General features: G+C 39.2%; 12 protein-coding genes and 1 pseudogene. 6 read left to right on the top strand and 7 right to left on the bottom strand.

Annotation, left to right across the window (positions count from 1 at the left end):
* Window positions 1-314: 314 nt before the first annotated feature.
* The 7 genes and pseudogenes from HMPREF3129_RS06715 to HMPREF3129_RS06685 form a co-directional block, all read right to left on the bottom strand.
* On the bottom strand, window positions 315-869 hold the full coding sequence (locus HMPREF3129_RS06715) for an integrating conjugative element protein (RefSeq protein ID WP_004245750.1): 555 nt from the start codon (window positions 867-869) through the stop codon (window positions 315-317).
* A complete protein-coding gene (locus HMPREF3129_RS06710; protein WP_004239718.1) occupies window positions 859-1,497 on the bottom strand; it encodes a transglycosylase SLT domain-containing protein in 639 nt (212 codons plus the stop codon). The genes HMPREF3129_RS06715 and HMPREF3129_RS06710 overlap by 11 nt, the downstream gene beginning before the upstream one ends.
* Before the next feature lie 12 nt (window positions 1,498-1,509).
* The gene (locus tag HMPREF3129_RS06705) at window positions 1,510-2,244 is read right to left on the bottom strand and encodes a TIGR03759 family integrating conjugative element protein (protein WP_000790124.1); all 735 of its coding nucleotides are present in this window, start codon (window positions 2,242-2,244) and stop codon (window positions 1,510-1,512) included.
* 13 nt (window positions 2,245-2,257) lie between these two features.
* Complete coding sequence (locus HMPREF3129_RS06700; protein WP_000149725.1) at window positions 2,258-2,998, bottom strand: hypothetical protein; 741 nt, start codon at window positions 2,996-2,998, stop codon at window positions 2,258-2,260.
* Window positions 2,995-3,657, bottom strand: a complete 663-nt coding sequence (gene pilL2, locus HMPREF3129_RS06695; protein WP_004239720.1) for a PFGI-1 class ICE element type IV pilus protein PilL2 — start codon at window positions 3,655-3,657, stop codon at window positions 2,995-2,997. Before pilL2 ends, HMPREF3129_RS06700 begins: the two co-directional genes overlap by 4 nt.
* 171 nt (window positions 3,658-3,828) lie before the next feature.
* Window positions 3,829-4,266, bottom strand: a pseudogene (tnpA, locus tag HMPREF3129_RS06690) (IS200/IS605 family transposase).
* 157 nt (window positions 4,267-4,423) lie between these two features.
* Complete coding sequence (locus HMPREF3129_RS06685) at window positions 4,424-6,412, bottom strand: TonB-dependent receptor (protein ID WP_000428182.1); 1,989 nt, start codon at window positions 6,410-6,412, stop codon at window positions 4,424-4,426.
* Window positions 6,413-6,584: 172 nt separating this feature from the next.
* Here HMPREF3129_RS06685 and HMPREF3129_RS06680 point away from each other — a divergent pair, with 172 nt between their 5' ends.
* The 6 genes from HMPREF3129_RS06680 to HMPREF3129_RS06655 are packed head-to-tail and all read left to right on the top strand — an operon-like array spanning window position 6,585 to window position 25,881.
* On the top strand, window positions 6,585-7,898 hold the full coding sequence (locus HMPREF3129_RS06680) for an MFS transporter (RefSeq protein WP_001351065.1): 1,314 nt from the start codon (window positions 6,585-6,587) through the stop codon (window positions 7,896-7,898).
* A 31-nt stretch (window positions 7,899-7,929) separates the two neighbouring features.
* Window positions 7,930-8,667 carry a class I SAM-dependent methyltransferase gene (locus tag HMPREF3129_RS06675; RefSeq protein WP_000371013.1) on the top strand — a complete coding sequence of 246 codons (738 nt, stop codon included), beginning with the start codon at window positions 7,930-7,932 and terminating at the stop codon, window positions 8,665-8,667.
* Window positions 8,668-8,687: 20 nt separating this feature from the next.
* Window positions 8,688-14,792: a non-ribosomal peptide synthetase gene (locus HMPREF3129_RS06670; RefSeq protein WP_004239721.1), complete on the top strand. Its 6,105-nt coding sequence runs from the start codon at window positions 8,688-8,690 to the stop codon at window positions 14,790-14,792.
* Between the two features lie 12 nt (window positions 14,793-14,804).
* Window positions 14,805-24,020 (top strand): type I polyketide synthase, encoded by a 9,216-nt coding sequence (locus tag HMPREF3129_RS06665; protein ID WP_017827831.1) that lies wholly within the window; start codon window positions 14,805-14,807, stop codon window positions 24,018-24,020.
* A complete protein-coding gene (locus HMPREF3129_RS06660; protein ID WP_000801189.1) occupies window positions 24,020-25,108 on the top strand; it encodes a Gfo/Idh/MocA family oxidoreductase in 1,089 nt (362 codons plus the stop codon). Before HMPREF3129_RS06665 ends, HMPREF3129_RS06660 begins: the two co-directional genes overlap by 1 nt.
* Entirely contained in the window at window positions 25,108-25,881 is a 774-nt protein-coding gene (locus HMPREF3129_RS06655; protein WP_004239723.1) for a thioesterase II family protein, read from the top strand. Before HMPREF3129_RS06660 ends, HMPREF3129_RS06655 begins: the two co-directional genes overlap by 1 nt.
* Window positions 25,882-25,890 lie beyond the last annotated feature (9 nt).

Raw genomic sequence — 25,890 nt, 5'->3', positions numbered from 1 at the left:
TTAAAAATTCACCGGTGTTTCCAGTGGAAACAGTGTTCAAAAATCATCCAGTGTTTCCACTGGAAACACTGTTTGAAAATTCACCGACACGTCCGGAAAACAATGTGCTCACTGCACTCAACCCCAGGGAGGATCTGACGGATTTTCTTTTTCCGGTACACGCGATTCTTTCCCGTGACAGTGACGATGACGGCGGGCAGGACGGTTTTTTTTCCCCAGGAGTCTCATCACAACAAAGAACACGCACCACATCAGCACGGCCAACCAGAATGCCGGGGAGTCAACCCCATCTGAAGGCCATATCGGCGGTAACATTACTTCACCTGCTGGGTCAACCCGGTTTCCGTGATCAGAACTGGGTAATGTGATAACTGAAGACGGTGAGCTAAATCGGTGCCAGAAGCTGGGGAGAGCAGTCCTCCCTGAGCCAGCGCCTGAAGCGCCTGTAACCCGGTTTCCGATTTCACATTCACCACCATCCCGGCCGCATTCATTGCATTCAGCTGGGCTGCGTGCTGTGTGAGCCATGCCCGGGATAACGGATCATCCCCCACCAGATACAGTGCCCCAATCCCCGGTAAATGCAGGACGCGGTCATCCACCTCCCCCGGCGTCATTTCCGGTGTCTCAACCGGCAACACCATTGACGGGGCCATCACGGACGGCAGAGGGCGGGACGCCGGCTTTGCTGTCCATTCATTCGGGGCATTATTTATCGCGTCATAAAAAGGTGCTGCCGGTTGCCCGCCATAATCCGCCACCACCGTTAATGCCGCCTGACTGCCGCCGGCTGCGCAAAACAGCAGCATCCCCAAGACGGGCAGGGGATAAAAGGCTCGCGTTGTCTTTTCTTCAGGATTATTTCGCATCGGTTTTGTTCTCCGGTTCTATCCACACAAACGATACAGCCCGATCTGTACTGACTGCCGGTAAATGAGCGGGAACGGGTTGTGTACCGCCCGTCAGTGTCGCCAGCTGACGCCGGACACTATTTTTATAGCGTACTGCGGGCTGACCGCCCGCCGGATGGTGATAACAGCCGGCGGCACGGATCCAACTACCCGGTGACGCCTCATAACAGCGGCGCAGGATGCGGGCGGCCACATGCAAATTGGTATAAGGATCAAAGGCCTCCCAGGCGGAACGGAAGTGATGCCCGTTCCAGCCCCAGTTCACCTGTGCAATCCCCACATCAATACGTCTGGGGGATGTCGTCTGTAAAAACGACTGTAAAGCCTGCCAGGCGGCCTGCCGTGTCGGATAACGGTATCCTTTACCAGCCACATTCAGCGTCCACGGCCAGGGATGGATTTCACCGGCCTGCGGGTGATGTGCCGGTAATGTCCAGGATGACTCCGTCAGTGCCAGGGAATACAGGGCTTCTGCTGGTACATTCTCCTGCCGGGCCACCTCACGGTAGCCCGGCGGCACCTCCCGAGCCGGTAACGGCACGGAAAACAGCAGCAGGACAAGAGTGAGCAGGGAATTTTTACGCATCACGCCTCCGGATTAAGGTGTGAGCGGACGCCACCGCCCATCCGGTAACTGTTGCATCACCACCGGTGTGGTGGTCAGTCCGTACTGAAGCGAGAGACCGCCATCATGATTTAACGTAATTTCCCGCTTTCTGACGCGCTCTGCCGGGATATTTTTTTGTCTGGCCCAAGCCCTCAGGCGGTTATCATCCCCCTTTGTCCCCAGCACATAAATATCAAACGGCTGTTTGCCGGCCAGCAGAGTAGCCAGACGGGCATCACACGCGCTACAATTTTCCGCCTGCACAAACAGTGCCTGCCGGCGCTGCGCTGTTCCCTGTTCCATCCTGCCGAATGTTCCCAGACTGACCGGTAATACCTGACCATAGAGCCGCTTCCAGGCAGCATCCACTTCCCGCTGAAACGCCAGCTCTTTTTCTGCCCTGGCAAATTCCTGCTGTACCCACTTTTCAGCCAGCCGGCGGCGCTCTTCGTCTGACCGGGCCTCAATACCCAATGTCGTCAGGGGATCCAGTCCGGGAGACTGAATACCGCGCCGCCCTTTCATCAGCGCTTCAAAACGGGCATACTCCTCCGCACTCAGTCCCCATTCCTGCGCCTCATACTGCAATGACTGTGTCTGACTCTCAGCCGATTTCCCCGCCTCAATCTGAACCGGTCGGGTTGCCCCGGAAACAGACTGTGCAGCTGTCAGCGGTGCGGACATCAGACACCCACCCAGTAAAACCACGCATCTTATGTTTTTCATCACGGCATTCCTTTTATGGCAGGCGCAACGTCACTGTGCGCCCCTGATAACGTAATGTCACACGATCAGTCTGAATGTCGGTCATTTCCCAGCCCTGATAACGTCCGCCTACCGGCAGTAACTGTACCTGCCCCAGCTGACGAATATCCGCAGGAGCCAGTGCGGCAAGAAGACGACCGCCCCGCTGTTCAATCGCGGTTAACTGAAACGGCACGGTCCGGGATGGACGGACAGAAGCCCCGAGACGGGAAGTTTCCGGCGTGGCGGGTTTTGCCCTGACAACCGGGGGATTGACCGTTTTTTGTTCCGGCTGACGCTGTTCCTGCAACTGATGTAACGCCAGTGCCCACTGTGCCTGGCGGGTTTCCAGTTGTGCCAGCCGTTTTTCCAGCCCGTCAGACAGTACGGCGATCTGTTCATCCGGTTTGCCGGCCACCGCCAGCTGTGCTGTCACCGTTCTGAGGGTGTCGCGCTGTGATGCCACATCCTGTTTTAGCGTCGTCAGCCCCTGACGGAGCACGTCCAGTTGCGCATTCATCCGGTCATCCGTGACAGAGTCAGCCATCTTCATCTCAATCGCCTGTAATCGTTGTCCGAGTTGTGACAGAGCCTCTGAGTGTGAACTGATAACATTACTGTGGATAAACAGCGGGATACCGGCCACCAGAGCACAGGCGACCACGCCCGTCACAATCACCCCCCGGTAAATTTTTTTATGTAATGGGGTTACGGACAATTCTTCAGAATGAGTCATTTCAGCCACCCTCCGCGATGAACCTTATTCACATCGGTATGACCAGTGGAAGTGTTAAGCACCGGTGGCACCGGTAATGGCGTACTGCCCGCAGAAAGTGGGGTGACCACAGAGACGGATGAAGCGCCGCTCATTCCTGCATCCGGCGCAGATGGCGTGTATTCCGGACGAAGTCGGTAACACACTTCCCGTTGCACATCATCCACCCACAACTGCCAGGCCGGACCGACAAGGATCTGTAACGCCACATTCAGGCGGATCGATCCCATCTGATAATGAACAGCGGGTAACGGCAGACGATAAAGGTGGTTCGCCTGTCCATCGGACGTGCACAGACGATATCCGGAATCACGCAGGGCATAATGTAGCGCATCCCCGACTGTCGGGGAGACGGAAGCAGGAATACGCAGATGAACAATTTGTTCCAGCGGGTAACGCTGTGCCTGTGAAGGCGAAATATCAACCAGCCGGTAACGGTCATAACGCACCACTTCCGGGGCTGACGGATAAATATCTGGGAGCAGCGGCTGAGCATAACCGACGTTGAGCGGAATCGCGATGTCTGCCGCCGCTTCCGTAGGCTGGGCTGGCTTGTCTGCACAGCCCCCCAACAACAGTGAGGTCAGGGCAAGACATATCGGGAGAGTTTTCATACGCATTTTCTGTCCTGAGTTAACAAAATAAAGTCACAGGCACACTGTGCGCAGAAAAGCAAGCGCTCTCAATAGGAAATTAGTTTTCCGAAAAAAAAGAAAACGGCGGGTGTAAAATACCGCCTCTAAAAGAGGTGGTTTTAAATTGGGCCCCCTATAAGGGGGCTATATTCTTTATTAATCCCCCAACAATTCCATTTGTTGGTCGAGCTCTTGATCAACTTTATCCTGATGCCTTACATAACGCCTAATGATGACTTCATTAACCCCCACCGTATCAGCAAAATATCCCCTAGCCCAAAAATGATTACCCCAAAGTTTCTTACGTATATGTGGAAATCGATTATATAACCTTATCGTACTACGTCCTTTCAGGACTCCCATTAGTGTTGATATTGATAGTTTAGGTGGGATCATTACAACTAAATAAGCATGGTCTGGCTGAACATTTAGCACCAATACTTCACAGTCTTTCATAATGCAGAGAATATAAATTATTCTATAAAGCTCTTTTCCTACTTTATCTTTCAATATATTATAACGATATTTAGGAGTCCAAACTAGATGATATTTGCAACGTCAATACACATGTGATGAACTTCTGTATAAACCCATGTTATTTCCTCTTTACTTGTGGTGAGTAAGAGGTAGTTTTTTAACATGGGTTTCCTTCAGGCTATAGCCTCACAGGGTCAATCATCACCTGCTTAGGTGGTGGTTTAAGGCTGACAATAAAAACCCGCTTTTTGGCACAGGCGGATTTTACTATACCCTAAAAGTTAATACTTCCCTGAACCCCGATCTCTCTCGGATTACCTAGCTGTGCTTTATTACCAAATGCATACGTTCGATATAAAGCATCACCAATATTTTTCGCATAGATACTAAGTTCATATTGCTTTGTAGGGTGCCATGATATTGATGCATCAACAACAGTATAATGCCCTTGTTCTAAATTATTTTGCTCATTAAAGTAAAATGGTCCATTAAATCTGACTGCAATCCGAGAAGACCACTTTTGCTCCTTGCCATATAAGCCCTCCCATGAAATTAATGAACTATAACTAGGAGTATAAGCAGGTCTTTTATTTTTATGTTCTCCACTGGTAAACTCTGATTGATTGAACATGCCACCCAGTGAAATACTATGATTAGGGGTAAGCTTTGATTTCCAAAGATATTCTATCCCTCGACTTCTTGAATCTCCCATATTAGATAATGCCTGATAACCAATAACACCTACATATCCTTGAACATCTTTACTATCTATTTGATATAAAGTAATTTCGGCCATATGGTTATCATTAACACTGTGCCATTTCCAACCTAATTCCATTTCCGTGGCAATTTCCGATTTATAAGAAGTCAGAGCTAGTTTATCAACCCCTTCTTTGTTAAAACCACCAGGTTTAAAACCGCGGCCAACTCCAAACCATATACGATTCTGCTCATTTGGAAGCCAGGCGATACTTGCTCGTGGAATAAAGGCATTAAAAACTGCATTATTATTATAATTAGACTCACCTTTTCCTTTTTCTAAAATAATCATTCGAGTTTTTGCTTTTTCGTGAGAAAAACGAGCCCCTGCACCTAACTCCCAATTGTCATTTATCCTGTATGCACCATCAAAATATCCAGAGTAATTATAAATATCATTATCAGATTTTTTTCCTCCCATTCCGACTTTCCCTACAGATAAATTATCATGTCTATAACCCATCTTTTGAAATGATACCCCTATAATTCCACTTAGATCCCCCCCCTCATAATTAGCTCTTGCTTCTGAATACAAAATATCCTGAGAATCATCTTGTAACGTTCCGTCCATAAACAATCTATCTATATCCATATTTTGATAAGAAAGTATCGTTTTAAACTTCCATTCATCATTAAAATCATAACCTGTATTCCAGGAAATATTTTTTAATTTACGTTTAAGATTAGGTGTTTCATATAACCATTCAGTATCAATTTTTGAACGTGAAAGAGGTGAAAAAGGAACAAAATATTCCTCATGAGAATGGTAATTTTCTCCACCTACTTTTAAATTAGACTCAAATAATGTATCAGGGGAAATATAATTAGCAGACAACCATCCAGCTTTTATATCTCTGCTATCAACATTTTTTTTATCCCATGCTGGATTGTTCAAAGAACCATTATTTCTATCGAGACTAACATTCCCCTGAAAAGCCCAGCCGTTTTCCATGTAGCCAGTGCTTCCTCCTGTATTGATTCTTTCCCCTTGACCAAAATATTGCCCCCCTAACCATGCTTCAGCGTGACTACTGGGTTTTTTGGTAATAACACTGATAATCCCTCCCAATGTGCCACGCCCATAAATAACTCCTTGTGGGCCTTTAAGTAGCTCAACTTGCTCAACCCCTTGAAGAGATTGAGCATACGATTGAGAAAGCTGGGGAGCACCATCAACAAACAGTCCCAAACTTGGAGAAAAGAAATCGGCCGAAGATTGGCCCCGAAGAGTCATATTGTTATAAATACGCGAACTTCGGTTTGCAGATAACAACTCAGGAAAAACTGCGCTCAAATCATCAGTTTGATTAACTAAAGATTTTTTTAACTGTTCATCAGTTTGAACATTCACATTACCAATTACATCAAAACTACTTTGAATGCGCTTAGTTGCAGTAACAGTTATTGTATTATCATGCTGTTCTGTGGCAGCTACAGAGCTTACTGTTACCATTGTAGCCGCTACAAAAGATATAGATTTAAATAAAGTTCCTTTATTTTCCATATAAACCCCAAAATGTGCAATGGCACTTCACGCCGAAATGTTAATGCGAATTAATATCATTTGCATTGTTATTATTATTTGAGGTTGATCACATTTTGAGCATGAAAATTATATATACTTATGAAAGTGTGCTGAGTAACAGAAAACATGAATATTAAGGTGGGTTAATAGAGTGCAAACCAATGACAAAAAACAAAAGGATCATTGCTGCTATAAATCAATCTGTTATGAGTTATCAGCCAACAGAAGGATCATTATGGCTATAGGTGGGGTTTATATCACCCAAACCCTTATATCAATGATTATCATGCAATCTGTACCAACCTTACTAAGAAGTGAAGGATTTTCTCTCTCTTTAATTGGATTGACTTCACTTTTTATGCTTCCTTGGACACTTAAATTTTTATGGTCTCCATTTATTGAACGCCTGAGATTACCTTTTGGAAAAAAATTTCGCCGTTCACGTAACTTGATTCTTATTGGTCAATCATTGGTTGCTCTTTTAGTTTTTTTACTTATTCTAATAAACCCTAACGATAATATAAGCAAACTGAATAATCTTTGGATTTTTGGAATATTTATCCTATGTGCATTCTTAACATCGACTATTGACATTGCATGTGATGGCATGGCGGTAGAACAGATTAAGGCAAGTAATAGAGGGTGGGGAAATATTGCCCAAGTTGGCGGAGGAGAAATAGGAGCATTATTAGGCACTAGTGGTTTTTTATTAATTTCCAGTTATTTTAGCTTAAATACTGCATTTGCTATATCAGCTCTAACCATCATATTACTTACAATTCCAACACTCTACTTTAAAGAATCAGATAGACTAACCACATCTGAAACTTACCATATACCCAAATTATCATATGCATTTAATCGAAAAGAGGTAAGAATTGGTATTTTATTAGTAGTTTTATTAGAAGGAGGTAACAGAATCACAGATATGATTACCGGACCTCTATTAATAGATATAAATATTACATTAAATAATATTGCACTATTAATAGGAAGCTTCAATTTTTGTGCAAGCCTATTTGGAACACTTTTAGGTGGTATATTAATAAAAGTATTTGGCATATGGAAATCAATTTTCATTACCTATGGTTTACAAGGTTTAATTTTTACTTTCATATCCATGGCTATAGGAATAAAATATATCCCACATGAAATACTTTTTTTACTTATAGGGTTCAAATATATTCTTTTTTCTGCAGGACTAGTTTCTTTTTACACTGGTTTAATGAGCTTATCTTCATTGAAACAAGCTGGTATTGATTTCACTATTTTCCAATGTACAAATGCTTTTACAGCAATCATTGCTACTCTATTAGGCACTTGGACAGCGGAAAACTGGTCTTATCATTTTGTTTTTGCAATATCATCTATTTATACTTTTATCGCAGTACTAATTTCCATTAAATTAATAAAAAAACGCCTTAAACTAAATATTTCATCAAACAATTTTGAGCAATATGTATAATTAGTAGGAAATTGAATAAGGTAATTACAGAATGGATAACTATGAAGATTATTATACTCAGTCTGCTGAAATGTATGATATTTTAAGCGAACCTCATTGGGAAACTCGTAAAGATACATTTATAAAATCCTTGAAGTTTATGGGAGTAAAAACAGGCAACTGGTTAAATATAGGTTCCGGCACTGGCCAAGAATTAAGTATAATTGCGCAAATGTTTCCAGACATACATATTTTTGCAATTGAACCGTCTGCATCTATGCGTATTGGCCTAATGACAAGAATTATGATGTTACCTGAAATACAACACCAAGTAACTGTGATTGCTGATACATTTCAAAATACCATTCTACCAAAATCATTTTCTGCCGCTATTATATGTGGCTGTATAGGATATTTTAATCAGAATGATAGAAAAATATTATGGAATAAGCTTGCAAATGGGCTAGAAAAAAAAGGTGCTATTTTGGTAGATACAATGCCGTTTAATACGCCTTGTAACATTTCTAAGATACTATTAAATAGTAAAAAAATAGGGAACCATATCTATGAAATTTATTTAAGTGGCAAACCTATAGATCAAGAGGCTATTCGTTGGAATATGAATTTTAAAATCATAGAAGACGATAAAGTCATACGAAATTTTAATATAGAAAGAGATTGGTATACTTTTGGAATTGAACAAGTAATTAAGGAGGCATCAAGAGAAGGATTGGTCCATGAAAACATTAGCTCAAGTACTGTACCAATGGCAATCCTCCGCCATAAATAACTCATAATTAAGGTATAGAAATGAAAATATTAAGTGATATTAATAACATAAAAGAATTATGTTCCAAGCAAATAAACATTGACAAAAATAAATTTTCAGATAAGGACAATCTGATAAAATTAGGTCTTGATTCAATTGGATTTATGCAATGTTTATATATTTTCCAAAAAAATGGTTATGCTATAACATTAAAAGATTTGTATTTAAATCCAACAATAAAAGGATGGTATAAAATATTAAAAAAATCAGATATAAATAAAAAAGAAAGAAAAGATAATATATATACACATAAAACAATAAAAAATGCTGGTGAGTTTTCACTTACACCTATACAACATGCCTATTTTGTCGGCCGTTTGAATAAACAAACTCTTGGTGGTGTTGCTTGCCAAATTTATCAAGAATTTGATGGCACCCCTAAATTTACTCCGGAAAGTCTAGAGAAAGCATTAGTATTATTATCAAAACGTCATCCCATGTTGAATATAGTATTTCACCAACAGGGTACACAATTTTGGTCTCCTAACCCAAATAGAAAATATGTTACATATCATGATTTTAGTAAATTACCAAAAGATGAGTATGAGAAAAAACTTTTACAATTACGGGAAAAATTAAGCCATCAGGTACTAAATGTTGAAAGCGGTCAGTTAATTGATTTTCACATGATATCGCTACCTAACAACAGATATCGTTTATGTACTAATATTGATATGTTGATTGCAGATGGTACAAGTTATTCATTACTCTTTACTGAACTTTGTTTATTATTGAGCGGAGAAATACTGCCTCAGTTAGATGAGCACTATGACTTTTACCATTATTTACAAGATAAAAAACAGTATGAAAACAAAGAATCAGCATATCAATATTGGAAAAATAAAATCCCAAACCTACCAGACTCTCCTCTTCTGCCATTATATATGGATCCAGAAAAAATAAATAAAATAAAAATTAAACGCCTTAGCTGGACATTTAGCTCAAAAGAATGGAAAAACTTTAGTAATTTGGCTAAAGAAAATAATATTACACCTTCCATTGCATTAGCAACCTGTTTCTCATCTGTACTTGCAAGATGGACTGGCCAAAATAGCTTATTACTCAACTTTACATTATTTGATAGAAAGCCATTAGCCCCTGCAGTTAATAATATTATAGCTGATTTTACTAATGTCATTCTTTTAGAAATGAAAACAGACAATCGACCATTAATTTCATTATCTAAAGACAATCAAAATACATTTATTGAAGCTTGGCAACATTCTGATTATTCTGGTATTGATATCATTAGAGACCTTCGTAAAAATGGCACCCATCCTTATGGGTGTCCTGTTGTCTTTACTAGCCATATTAATCAACCACTTATTGATAAAAATATAGAATCTGTATTAGGTTCTATAGGATGGGGAATATCACAAACCCCACAAGTTTGGCTTGATCACATGGCAATTAACAAAAGTGGAAATATTGTTTTACAGTGGGATTATAACAATGACTTGTTCCGGAATGATGTTATAACAACAATATTTGATGTTTATATTTCTCGTATACGCCAACTTGCCAACGATCCTAATGCCTGGATTGAAACCCAACCTGATTTAATTCCTAAAAAACAATTAAAAAATAGAATATCAGTTATCAAAAAAGATAATTCACTATTACCACATACACTGCATAAGTCTATTTTCCATAATTATTCAAATTCATCAAAAATTGCTGTCATTGATATCGACTCTCAGGAATGGAGCTACAAAAAATTATTATCTAAAGCAACAATACTCAGTGATCAAATAATACAACAAGGTTATAAACCAGAAGACAGAATTGGTGTATGTATGCCAAAAGGAGTAGGGCAAATCATTAGCGTTCTGGCTATTTTATTAATGGGGGGAACTTATGTTCCGATTGATGTACTACAACCAGAAGAACGTATAAACCGCATTGCTAAAAATGCTCAGCTTTCATTACTCATCGTATCTGATAGCGATCCATCCTATTCAATCTATGCTACATTTTGTAACAGGATTGTTTGGCAAAAAGTTCAACCCTCCGAGAATAAACCACTACACAATATAGATATATCTCCTCATCAAGCAGCTTATGTTATTTATACTTCAGGTTCTACTGGAGAGCCTAAAGGTGTTGTTGTATCCCATGCCAGCGCAATGAATACCTGCCTTGATCTCAATCGGCGATATAACATTTCAGACAAAGATCGGGTACTTGCCATATCAGCACTACATTTTGATCTGTCTGTTTATGATATTTTCGGTGTTTTAAATGCCGGAGGGACTCTTGTATTAGTTAAAGAAGATGAGCGCCGTAATCCTGATGCATGGTTACGACTTATTAACCAACATAAAATAACACTTTGGAACAGCGTACCTGCACTGTTTGATATGTTACTAACCTATGCAGAAGGAATAGGGTCATCCATTCCACAATCGCTGCTATTAATCTATCTCTCTGGAGATTGGATTGGGCTTGATCTCCCGACACGTTACTATAATTTCTGCCCTGATGGACAAATAGTCGCCATGGGAGGTGCCACAGAAGCCGCTATTTGGTCTAACTATTTTAATGTCACAACATTAGACCCATCCTGGAGCTCGATACCTTATGGATATCCTTTATCCAACCAACGTTATCGTATTGTTAATGCTAGAGGAGAAGATTGCCCTGATTGGGTATCAGGAGAACTTTGGATTGGTGGTGCAGGCGTTGCGTTAGGCTACCTAAACGATCCCGAAAAAACAGCACAACAGTTTGTAAAACAAAATGGTGAAAATTGGTATAAAACAGGTGATATGGGAAGATATCTCCCTGGCGGTATACTTGAATTTTTAGGAAGACGTGACCGCCAAGTTAAGATTGGCGGATACCGTATAGAACCAGGGGAAATTGATGCTGCATTCAATAAGCTTCAGGGTGTGCAAAATGCGATTACACTATGCCTTGGTAATGGTAATAAAGAAAAAGCATTACACTCTTTTGTGATACTAAATTCGGGTAATTACCAGGATATTATCAGTTCAAATAGCACCTTTTCTCCCCTCTACTATCTGCGCTCAACCCCAATAAATGTACAACAACAATCCCAAGAAACGGCAATCATAGCTGGATTTTTATATGATTATCTTACTGAACAAAATATTGATTTCGACAACCTCTTGTCAGAAAAAAAATCAGCAGATGACCATAGCATTATCGCTAGCTATCAGTCATTAATGGCTAATTGGCTAAATTTAATAGCACAATATCCACAAACTACACTCAATTCCCCCCCAACTAATAGTACCCAGCGAACGCTAATAGAAAATTTGCAGCGCCACAAAAACAATTTAACAGACATACTCAAAGGTAAAAAATCAGCTCTAACACTATTTGATGATCCCTATTGGTCACCAGAACAAGTCACTATGCGTATTGATGGAATGCACTACTCCTTAGAAAATTTACTACAACAAATAAGAGAACTTCATCATTCACTAAAAAGGCCAATAAAAATCATTCAATTAGGTGCTAGAAGCGGTATTTCAGCAAATTATATTCTGCAACGATTACCCACTAATATGGTTACCCTACTGCTAACTGATGAGTCTCTTTCAATGGTAACGCAAGCTAACCAAAATTTATCAGATTATCAAAATAGTTATGCTGAGCCTCTTACAGAAGTATTTCTTCATAAAAATCGATATAGTGCAGATATCATTTGGATGAACAATTATCTTCATCGATTAGACAGCCCACAAAAAGAGATACAAAAATTCGTTTCACTCTGTGCTCCGAGTGGAATGATTTTTATACAAGAAGTGTTACATGCCCCTGCACAATCACTGATAAGCATCTCTTTATTACAACAAAATGGTAGTGATCCTGCTGATGAATTATTAACAGCAAAAAAATGCAAAGATATCTTTAGCGCTTCTACTGCGACTTATAAAAGTGAAGGAGTTAACGGCGAAATATTGACACAGTTATACCAAGCACCAGAAAAAATTTATTTACCAGATAAAAATAAGCTAGAGCATGATTTGCGCCAATTTTTACCAGACTATATGATCCCAAAACATATTTATTTTCTAACTGAGTTCCCCTTAACCGCAAATGGCAAAATAGATAACCAATCATTAAAATTGTATTGTCAGGAATACCAAGAAGAATACCTAAATCAACAACCTATCAATGGTAAAGAACAGATCATCATAACAATATGGCAAAAGCTCCTTGGCACCAACAAGATACACCGTCACAGTCATTTCTTTCGTGAAGGGGGAGATAGCCTAGTTGCTATTCGATTGATCTCTGATTTAAACCATATTGGCTACCAAGTTGAACTGGAGCATATCTTTGCTTATCCGATCCTTTCTGATTTTGCACAAAATATAAAGCAGAGCGAAGTTTTCGAAAAACAGCCAGCAATTTCACATAACGAGGCGTATAGATACAATCCATTTCCACTCACTGATATTCAGCAAGCTTACTTAGTTGGACGGCAAAATAATTTTACACTTGGGGGTGTTGGTACACATTTTTTTGTCCATTTTATAGCGGAAAATTTAGATGTACCTAAATTAGAACGTACAATTAATCAGTTGATTTCTCGTCATGATATGTTACGTGGTGTCATTATTAATGGACAACAACAAGTACTTAAAAAAGTTCCTTATTATTCCGTTAAAACGCATTATATCCCTACAGAAAAAAGTGACGCTTTTCTAGTATTACGAGCTCAACTTGCTAACATTGTTTATGATCCAGAAATTTGGCCTTTATTTACTATTCAAGTTATCAAGACCAAAGAACAACCAGATCATATTTTTATTAGCCTTGATAACTTATTCCTTGATGGAATGAGTATGCAGATATTTTTCAGTGAGCTAAAAACACTGTATATGGAGCCAAATCACCAATTTATCCCTCTAGATATTACTTTTCGAGATTATATTGATTGTGATGCCTATCCGATTAACACACAAAATGATTGGGAATATTGGTTAACGCGTTTACCACAATTACCACCAGCCCCACAATTGCCACTAATAAAAGATCCAGCACAGATTGTGCAACCTCGCTTCTCGCGTTTACAAACATCATTATCTACTTCTGTTTGGCAAGCACTACAACAAGTTGCTCAGCAAAATAATGTTACGCCAGCAGCACTTTTGATTGCTGCTTATTGCGCCACATTATCCGCATGGAGTAAAAGCCCTGAGTTAACAATTAATTTGACATTATTTAATCGGCATCCTGTACATCCTCAAATAAATGAAGTACTTGGTGATTTTACCTCATTACAATTACTCGATTGGTATACCTGTGATCTTTGGTCAAACAGTATCTCAATGATGCAAAAACGTTTACATAAAGATATGCAACATCGTAGTGTTTCAGCCATTAAAGTAATGCGTGAAATGGCAATTCAACGACAGATGTCTCATATAGAGATACCTGTCGTTTTTACCTGTGCATTGGGCTATAAACATGATGAAGGTTTTCTTTCTCATCATTCATGGCTAAAACCTGTTTGGGGAATATCACAAACACCACAAACATGGCTAGATCATCAAGTATATGAGTCAGACGGTGAATTATATTTAAACTGGGATTTTGTCGAACAATTATTTGACTACACAACCATTTTTTCCATGTTCCAGCAATATGAACATATACTCACTAAACTGGCTACTGAACCACAATCTTGGCAATTGCCACTAAATAAACTTATACCAAGATGCAATAATCTCGTCATCACCCCAGTTTTCAATGCCAAAAATAATCAAAACACACATTATAAACAATCTACTGATACACAAAAAACAGGTCAGACAATACAAAAACTACAACAACTTGTTAAGCAAGTTATTGGAATAACGTTAGCACCTGAAACAAATTTTTTCGAAGCAGGTGCCAGCTCTTTACAATTGGTTCAACTTCATGCAGCACTACAAAAAAATGGCTATAGCCATATTACAATTACTGATCTGTTCGCTAGTCCAAATCTAAGTACATTAGCGCAATTGCTTTGGCAAAACACTTCACCAACATGTGAGCAATATTCCGACCGAGACAAACACAAAAACAAGAGAAAGAAACGGTTACAACTACGAACTCATAGTAGATAAAGGATATTAATCATGCTGAATTTTGAAACTTTCTATGGTAATAGTGAACCTATAGCTGTTATTGGTCTTTCTGGTCGCTTCCCTGATGCACAAAATATTGATCAATTTTGGCATAACATAATTAATAAACACGATAGCTCTCGTCTTTTTTCTGAAGAAGAACTAAAAGCCGCAGGTGTCGCTGAACAAACTTATCATTCACCTGATTTTGTTAATCGTGGCGCGCCGTTAGATGAAGCGGAATATTTTGACGCTACTCTATTTAATTATTCACGCTCAGAAGCTGAACTTATCGATCCCCAGCAAAGAATTTTTTTACAAGGTGCTTGGCATGCTTTAGAGCATGCTGGATATGCCCCTTGCAATATAACCATCAAAACAGGCGTTTTTGCTTCAGCAAGAATGAGCAGCTATCCTGCCCAGCAAGATTTAGCATTGCACAATATTGGCCATGTCCGTGGCATGCAAAAATTATTAGGGAATGATAAAGACTATCTCGCAACACGTATTGCATATAAATTAAATTTAACTGGTCCAGCATTAACTATACAAACCGCTTGTTCTAGCTCCTTAGTTGCCGTACATATGGCTTGTGAAAGTTTACGCTCTGGTGAATGCAGTATGGCTATTGCTGGTGGAATTGGTATCACATTTCCACAAACCGGTGGTTATCTATATCAGAAAGGCATGATCTTCTCACCAGATGGTATTTGTCGTCCTTTTGATGCAGAGGCAAACGGTACTTTTGCTGGTAATGGATTTGGTATTGTAGTGTTACGTCGTCTTGAAGATGCCTTAGTGGATGGAAACACAATTATTGCTGTATTACGTGGTAGTGCCATTAATAATGATGGTCATCAAAAAGCGGGATTCACAGCTCCCTCCGTAGCAGGCCAAGTTTCAGTTATTAGAGAAGCAATACAACTGGCCGATATTAAAAATGAAGATATTGAACTTATTGAAGCACACGCAACAGCTACACCATTAGGTGATCCAATTGAGTTTAGTGCATTATGTCAGGTTTTCGCTGATCGCTCTCTTACTGCTTCTAAATGCGCTATTGGCTCAGTTAAAGGCAATATCGGACATCTGGATACAGCAGCAGGTATCACTGGCCTAATTAAAACGATATTAGCGGTAAATAAAGCACTTATTCCTCCATCTATGCATTTTAATCACCCAAATCCTCAATTACAAATAGAAAAAAGCCCGTTCTACATTCCTAAAAACCCTAAAGCTTGGTCTAGCAGAATACGAACTGCTGGTGTTTCTTCATTTGGTATTGGTGGAACAAACTGTCATATCATTGTGCAATCATTGCCTGACTCATTAGTATCAATCAAACCTGAACAAGAGGTAGACAATAATTTTGAATACTCATTATTGCTTAGTGCCGCCACAAAAGAGAGTCTAAAAAAACTTGCTGGTGATTATGCACCATTAATAAAAATTACCCCAGCAAACATTCTGGCTCATAATGCATTACAGCAAAGACAACTCAACTTACCATGGCGCTTATCTATCCCCTTAACAAGTGAGAGTGATATTTCACTGTTAGCTTTCTCTCAAGGAAGTGCTGATTCTTTAATACAATATGGTCATACATCAACAAATAAGAAAATAGCGTGGCTATTTTCTGGTATGGGATCACAATATCCTGCTATGGGTAAAGTGATGTACCAACATTCAACAACATTTGCCGAAACAATCGATCGTTGTGAGCAAGCATGCCTGCAACACTTAACATTTCCGTTAAAAGAAGTCATGTTTGGCCTACATAGCGATAAACTTGTTAATGCCAGTTATATTCAAGCGGCTATTGTCGCCTATGAAATCGCAATGGCAGCACATTGGCGAGCAATCGGTATTTTACCTGAAATAATTGTAGGTCATTCTTGCGGAGAATATGCCGCAGCCGTTATCGCTGGTTTCTATACAATCGAACAAATGATGCCACTTGCTGTATATAGTGGACAATTAATGGAAAGTCATGTTAATGGTGAAATGATTGCTGTATTTGCAGAATATCAAGATATTCAAATCATTGCTAAACAATGTCATGTTGAATTAGCTGCAATTAATGGCCATAACAACTTATCATTCGCGGGGCAACCCGATGATATGCAAAAGTTTACTCAAATATTGAAAGCAAAGAATATTCGATTTAGAGAAATGAATAACGTGTGTGCTGCTCATACCTCTTATATTGATAATATTCTTGATCAATTGATGGAATTTACTGAGTCATTATCAGCCTCACAAGGAAAAATAGCCTTAGTCTCAGGCTATACAGGGCAATTAATTTCTCAAAAAGAACTTCAACATCCATCATATTGGGCTCAGCAACTACGCAATACAGTTATGTATCAAGATGCAATACAAACGTTAGTCAATCATGGTGTCACCCATGCTATGGAATTAGGACCAACTTCTGTATTAAGTGATCTTGGTGAACGTGAAGGCATTACTGAGATTAGTTGGATACCAACTGCCAGAATGGGAGTTGATGAAATTCAGATGAAACAACAGGCTGCAACAACCCTATTTATTGCAGGCTATGATTTACCATGGCAGTCACTGTTTAAAACTCAAGGAAGTTATATACCATTACCTCTCTATCCCTTTGAAAAACAATATTATTGGTATGAAAAAAAGGATAGTGAAAAATATCAACCACAAAAAAGCGCATTTGATTTACCTATTAGCCAAGGTCGTGAAACGGCATTAAAAGCGCTTACAACACTCGATCTTCCTCGTTTAAACTCATTTAATTCAACACTTACCACTTTACATAATTATTACGTCGATAAAATGATATGCTCGTGTTTAGGCCATGAGTTGAATACCCCCATGTCTGTAATCGATATTATGCGAGCAGGACGCATTTTACCCCGCTATTATCAATTATTAGTACGTTTATTAGAGGCCTGTGTTGAGGATGGATATTATATTTACCAACAGATAAATCAGCACAACTACTATAAAAAAATAAAATCTATTTCTAGTGATAAATTACCATTATTATTCCATCAATTACAATTAGATAGCGAAGGTCTTCAATCTATTCCTGACACCGTCAAGCGAGCAGGAGAGCAACTCTACGATATGATGACAGGCGTGATTGAACCTGTTTCAGTGATCTTTCCTGAAGGTGCATCTCAAGGTGTTGAAGTTCTCTATCAAGATTTTAGTTTTGGTCGTTATTTTAACCAAATTGCTGCCGCGGTACTTAAAGGATTACTTTCTCACTACCAGCCCACTGTGGCTAAGCCTTTGCGAATTATTGAAGTCGGTGGTGGCACGGGAGGAACCACCTCTTGGCTGCTACCTATTTTATCAACCATACAACATGTTGAATACGAATTTACCGATATTTCACCTATCTTCACCCGACGTGCCGCACAAAAATTTAGTCAATATTCATTTGTTAACTATCGAGAGTTCAATTTACAACAATCCCCTGAAATACAAGGTTTTCAATCTGATTATTATGACATTATTATTGCTGCTAATGTTATTCATGCCACTCAACATATTGGAGATACATTAACTGCTCTTCGTACTTTACTGCGTTCCAATGGTCATTTGCTTATGCGCGAAATAACCAAACAAGCTCGCTTATTTGATTTTGTTTTTGGCCCACTGGTGTTACCCCTCCATGATGAAAAGATCCGTAAAGGAAAACTATTTTTATCACCAGAATTATGGCATCAACAGTGTCGCTTAGCAGGATTTCAACATATTCGCTGGTTACCTGATGCATTACCAGAAACCAAAGATATGTGTGAACATATTATTCTCGCCAGTGTTTCGACAGAAAACGATCACTTTGATCAAGAGTTACCTAGTGACACCAAGATACAACAAAGTTCACACTACCAATGGCAATTAACACCTTGTGTGGAACAAGATCTTATCAAGCCAACATTAATATTTAACCATCAACAAACATTGCCTTCTGAAATCACAGCTATTTTATCCGCTATTGGATGTCTTTCTGAACAGGGCGAAAATCAATTAATCGTTGCCAACCTTGCAGATCCTTTAATTATCGCCGAGCAGATCCGCCAAATATTACTGTCATCGTCTGATGGGTTTGTTGTTATCACGCAACAAGCCTGGGCATTAACTGCCATAGAAACGGTTAATCCAGCACAACGTAGTATTCGAAGTTTATTAAAAACTATTCAAAAAGAATATAGCTCAAGGTTAATTGCCATTGTTGATTTAGGTATAAATGCCTCATGGTCTGAATTAGTTCCTGCTTTTATACAAATAGAACAAGGTAATAATGAAATTATTGTTCGTAACCATTGCTGCTACTTACCACAATTAACCCCACTGCCCTCATCTTCTACGATCATAGCGCAGAACATCATGGTATCCCCGCGCTGGCATATTATTACTGGTGGTTTTGGAGGCTTAGGTCGAATTACAGCAAGTTGGTTAGTAAGGCAAGGTGCTAAACGTATCGCTATTTTGGCACCACGAGCTGATAGCAGCGCATTAGATTGGATGAATAACTTACAGAAATCTAACCAGCTAGAAATAAAATGGCTAACATGTGATTGTCGTGATAACGCTCAATGTCATGCAGCACTCACTCAGCTTGAAAATGAAGGTGGCATTGAGGGGCTTATACACAGTGCAGGTATTTTGGATGATGCACTTATGACACAACTCACCCCTAAGCGTATGTCTGACGTATTTTCTGTTAAAGCGATATCTGCCAAGCAATTTTGTGATGCTTTAGAAAAAACAGATGCCAGTTACCTTATTTTATACTCCTCTGCCGCTGCAACTATAGGCTCTGAAGGACAAGCAGCTCATTCCCTCGCTTGTGGATATTTAGATGGATTAGCTGAATATGCACGTCGCAATATCAAGGGATTAACCGTCATTTCTATCGCTTGGGGGGCATGGCAAAGTGTTGGCTTTGTGGCAGAAAAACAACTCCATGATAAATTACAACACAAAGGTATGAGTACGCTTACTACTGAGGAAGGACTGGCACATTTAGATGCTTGTCTGCTAGATAATACCTCTTGTCGCCTTGCAATGCGCTTAGCGACTCCACCTTTAATGACACAAAAAACGCCTTTATTTCATCAGACTAATCATAATGATCATTATGATAACCATGAAATTAATCACACTCGCCAGCTTTGTGAAACCCCAACTCAAACGGATCAAACAGAGCCGGTAAGCCCTAACAGGGTTGATTATCGCGTTGGTGATAACTTAGAACAGTGGCTAACAGCATGTATCAAACAACTGTTGCGTCTTGGTGATGAACATATTGATACTCACATTGAACTATTCCAATTAGGACTAGATTCTCTCTCTTTCCTCGATCTCAGTGCGGAAATTAAGAAACAGTTTGCGGTCAATATTGACGCTGAACAATCTTATGATGATATGACTATTGCTGGTTTAGCCTCAGTTATTCGAACCGCAGCACCTGAGAAATTTACTGTGACAGAAGCACTCCATAATCAAGACAACATTTCCCACACAATGGAGTCAGAACGATATGCCCCATTTCCATTAACACCAATTCAACACGCCTATTGGATCGGACGTAAAAACCTCTTTAACTACGGAGGCGTTGCTTGCCATGCAATTTTTGAATGGGATTGTCAACGCCATATATGGGAGCCGGCCTCACTTGAAAAAGCTTGGAATAAAGTTATTCAGCGTCATGATATGTTGAGAATGATCATAGATGATGATGGACAACAACGTATCTTAAAAGAAGTTCCTTATTTTCATTTTATTCAACATGACCTAACAAATTTAACCCAACAAGAGCAACAAGAGAGCCTAACACAGATAAGGGAAGCCCTTTCTTATCGGGTATTACCGACTGAGTCATGGCCATTATTTGAAGTTGAAATTTCTTGGCTAAATAACGATTGTTACAGATTACATATCAATCTAGATTTACTGCAGTTTGATACCATGAGCTTTAAAATTCTGTTTGATGATCTATTTAACGCCTATTCAGGACAAGAATTAATACCACAAACATTTACCTTCCGCGACTACTGCTTAAAAAATCAAACAAATCGTAACAGTGATGAGTGGAAAATGGCATGGTGTTACTGGCAGGATCTATTATCTGATTTACCTTCTGCCCCATATTTACCGATAAAGAATTCATCCATTACTGAACAACCTCGTTTTACGACTTTCCAACATCATGTTTCTATAGCGCAATGGGACAAATTAAAACAGAGGTGGAAAAAGCATGGTATTACACCATCAGCAGGGCTTTTAACACTTTTTGCTTTAGTTTTAGGTCGCTGGACAAAATACCCAGCCTTTACACTAAACTTAACTTTCTTTAATCGTCAACCATGGCACCCAGATGTTACACAACTTATTGGTGATTTTACCTCTGTACTCCCTATAGATATTTATCTAGATAACGACTGTACATTAAATGAGTCAATGGCAAAAATACAGCGCAGACTTTGGCAACATTTAAGTAAGTCCCAAGTAAATGGTGTAGAGATTTTACGTGAATGGGGACGCTATAAAGGGGATAGTAGCCAATCTCTGTTACCTATTGTATTTACTAGCATGTTAGGTATGACACTAGATGGTGACAATATTGATGAAGCATTAAATCAGCTTTTCGGCCAACCCGTATATAGCTTCGCGCAAACACCTCAAGTTTGGTTAGATCACCAAGTAATGGAAGGAAAAGAGGGGCTAACATTAAATTGGTTCTGCATGGATGACATCTTTGCTGACGGTTTATTAACAATGATGTTCTCTGATTATCAAAGCTTGATCACTCAATTATGCCAAGATGAAGATAATAATCAATCAGTTGATAAGATTATTGCGCAACTTCCTTCATATCAACATTTAGCAATAGATAATCACCTCCAATCACGCTATCAACAACTCGAGCAAACATTGGAAAATCATCCGCAAATCAAACGTGCTCATGCTATGGTAATGGTAAAAGACGATACGAAAGTAGAGCCTCCTCTACAATTACTGTTTGAAGCCTCTTCTGATATTCCACTATCCGTTATTAAACAGCCCAATTGGTTACCTAATTTACTTTCGCCATCAGCTTCACTCAGTGACATTATTGAAAAGAGTTGGCAACGATTTGAGGAACGAGCACGGTATGGCATATGTCACACACTGTATCGAAATGCTCTTTTTACCGAGCTAAACACACCAATCACCCTAGCTGAAATAGTGGCTCGTTTAAAAGCAAAGCCTCAGTATGAGAGGCTACTTAGTCAGTGGCTAGATTTATTATGCCTGCATCACTTATTAACCAAAGAGGGTGATCAGTTTTATGCCACAACACAGTTTATTAACTTATGTTTATCTGCCCCAGTATTTCAACAACCTGTTAATGATTGGGAATATGTACTTTGGGATTACCTTGAACAATCACTAACCCAACATGAATTACTCTTTAGTGGTAAGGTTTCTCCTCTTTCACTACTTTTTAATTCAGATGAAATTACCACAGCACTATACGCCAAACACCCTGCACTAAATTATTTAAATCAATGTGCAAAAGATATTGTTAGTGCAATGGTTGGTGCAACATCTTCACTCAATATTTTAGAAATAGGGGCAGGTACAGGAGCTACCACTCAAGGTATAGTCGCAGTACTTAAGAATACGCATTACTCATACACCTTTACTGATATATCACATTACTTCCTTGATAAAGCGCGAAAAAAATTCACTGCTGTAGGAGAAATGCGCTATCAACTCTTTGATATTAATGCACCAATACAATTTTCTCATCATCCAGATAATGGCTATGATCTGATCATTGCATCTAATGTATTACATGATGCATCACATATCGGCCACGCACTAAAACGGATTAGAAGCCTGTTAAAACCTCAAGGCTATTTATTATTTATCGAAGCAACCGAGTGTCAAAGTGCTATGCAAATGGCGACTGTTGGCTTTATTGAGGGATTAAGTGCATATCAAGATAAGCGTATATTGACGAATAAAGCGATGCTTGATAGTGAAAGTTGGCATGATATTTTAATCAATACTGGTTTTGAAACTATTGGTCAATGGCCCCAAACAGATTCCTCATCTTTGCGACAAACACTCTTTTTAGCCTCTCCCACTCGTGGAGGAAAACCTTATTTAGGTAAATTACGTGATTATTTATCTCATTCTCTTGATCAGAATATCGACTCTTTTGAGTTGTTCCAATGTGAAAATATTGAAGCAACCCTTAATGGCATAGCAACATCATCCGCTCAAGAGCTAAATGAACAGATACAACCTGTTGCAATACCTGATGTACCAACCAATATGATTAATGAAATCATTGCATTATGGTCTGAGTTATTAGGTCGTGAGGTCAATAGTACAAATGATTTCTTCCGTTCTGGAGGAGATAGTTTGATTGCAACCAAAATGATCAGCCAATTACATCAACGGGGATATCCAGCAACATTACAACAGATTTTTACCTATCCATGCTTAGCCGATTTTTGTGCTCATTTAGAGCAGGAAAAGCAATCTCAACGAGAGTACTCCTCTTTGATACCTCTAAGCGCTGTATCTGCTCCAAAACCTTACCACTACTTTATGGTACATGCTTCTGATGGTGATCCCGGTGTTTACCTACCTCTTGCTGAGTCGTTAAATAATACAGTGTGGGGATTAACAGTTACAGATGCTTCAAAACTAACTGATTTGGATACATTGTTATCATTACATTTATCTAGCATAAAAACAGCACAACAGACTGGCCCTTATATTCTTATTGGTTGGTCATATGGTGCTTTTATTGCCAGTTACCTTGCAGAACAACTCTCGCAACAAAATCATTCCGTATTATTAGTATTAATAGATCCCGTCTATCGACATGATTTTATTAAATTTTGTCATGATGACTCAGATAGTTCATCAGATGAAAATAAGCAGCTTGCATGCACTAAAAGACTTATGTCATTCCTACCTGAAAGTGACCTACCATTATCTGATGATATCGCCTGTTTATGGCTGGAAGCCACCAACCACCCAACAGAATGGACATCACCTGAAAAAGAGTGGTACCAACGATTACCGCCACATACCCAACATCACTATTTTTCAGGGGAGCACTGGTCAATACTGCAAGATCGCGCTACCAGCACACATCTGGCCGAAATCATTGATCAGTGGGTGCAACAAAAACTTTCTAATAACGGATATCCATCCGAAGGAGGTAATTAATGAAACCGGCAAAAAAAGTGGTGATTGTAGGCAGTAAATTTGGAGAGGTTTATCTCAATGCATTTATACAACCTCAAGACAAATGGCATCTTATTGGCCTTTTTTCCAAAGGTAGCACTCGTTCTCGAGAATTATCTAAAGCATTCGGTATTCCACTTTTTACTCGATTTGATCAACTACCTGAAAAAATAGATCTAGCTTGTATTGTTGTGCGATCAGCCATTGTTGGTGGCGAAGGTAGCCAACTTGCGCAAGCATTTTTACAACGGGGGATCTCGGTTGTACAGGAACATCCTGTACATCCTGATGAAATTACCAGACTACAATCATTAGCAGAAAAAATGCATTGCCACTATATCGTTAACAGCCTCTATCCACATAATAAAGCAGGACGTTTATGGATAGAAAACACACAGAAGATATATCAGCAAATACAACAACGACCAGTGTGGGGACAAATTATCACAAGCAGGCAATTAATTTATTCCGCCTTAGATATATATTGCCAAGCAATGAAATTACACCCTAATGATATTACAGTCACATTAGAAAAAGATAATACCCCGCTACAATTTCTACGACTATCCAACCCTACTGGTGATTTGCTTTTATGCCTACAAAAACATTTGTCATCTAACGATCCTGATCAGCATAGCCTCGTGATGCATCATATGATATTAGGCTGGCCAGCTGGTTATTTAACTCTCGCTGGAAGTTATGGGCCAGTAGAATGGAATAATGCGCTTTATATTCATCATCACCAAGATAGTAAAAAAGCCATGTATCAATCTCCTGCCACGATGGAGCTTGATGAACCACTGTTTCATTCATTTCATACTCCACCAAATAGTTGGCAGGATGTGATGGAATGTGAAGCACCAGAAGCTATTAATTACTTACTGGCAGAGATAGATAAATGCTGGCAATTACCTAATGATAAAAAACCAATGATTTTACAACCCCATTACCAATTAGCTTTATCTCAATTATGGATAAAAACATTGCAAACAGCAGGTAAAGCCATTGATGGCACAATTGCGCCATTTAAGCGAATGAACTTCACCAAAAGTAGTGGACGGAGAAAATAATGATAAAACAATCTCCCAAATATATTACTCCTTTAAATGAGCAAAATGTAAATAAAGACAATGCTAACCTATTGGTTTGCCCATTTGCTGGTGCCAGTAATAGTGCATTTAACTCGTGGAGATCTACCGATATTTCAGGGTTAAATTGTCAATTAGTTAATTACTCTGGCCATGGTTGCAGATTTAAAGAACCAGCCTTTAATGATATTGGGTTATTAGCCAATGAATTAATAACAATAATAAAGAAATTTTATCCACCACGGCATAATTCATTATTACTTTGCGGTCACAGTATGGGGGCCCAAGTTGCCTTTGAAACTGCTATTCAATTAGAAAAAAATGGCTGGGAATTATCTGGACTAATATTATCAGGCTGCCAAGCTCCTCATATTCAAGCAAGGAGATTACTGAGTGATTTAAATGATGATGACTTTATTCAACAATTAATTGCCATTGGTGGATGTGATGCTGAATTAATCAAGCAGCCACAGTTGTTAAAACAGTTTATGCCATTATTACGTGCTGATTTCCTTGCTACCGAGCGTTATTTTTTTCAAAAAAGCACTAAACGGCTTTTTCATACCCCTGTTTTATTAATGTATGGTAGTCATGATAGTGAAGCTGATAAAAACGAAGTTGAAGCATGGCAAGATTGGATAGATAAGCATTGCACTATTAATTGCATCGCTGGAGATCACTTTTATCCAATTACACGCCCAAATACTTTTTGTCGTTTTATTATTGATTTTTATCACCAATTTATCAATGATTAAATTGATTAG

The organism is Proteus sp. HMSC14B05 (assembly GCF_001808035.1).
GTDB classification, from domain to species: Bacteria; Pseudomonadota; Gammaproteobacteria; order Enterobacterales; family Enterobacteriaceae; genus Proteus; species Proteus mirabilis.
Note: the sequence above shows the minus strand (reverse complement) of the source record. Positions and strands in the feature narration are given on the sequence as shown.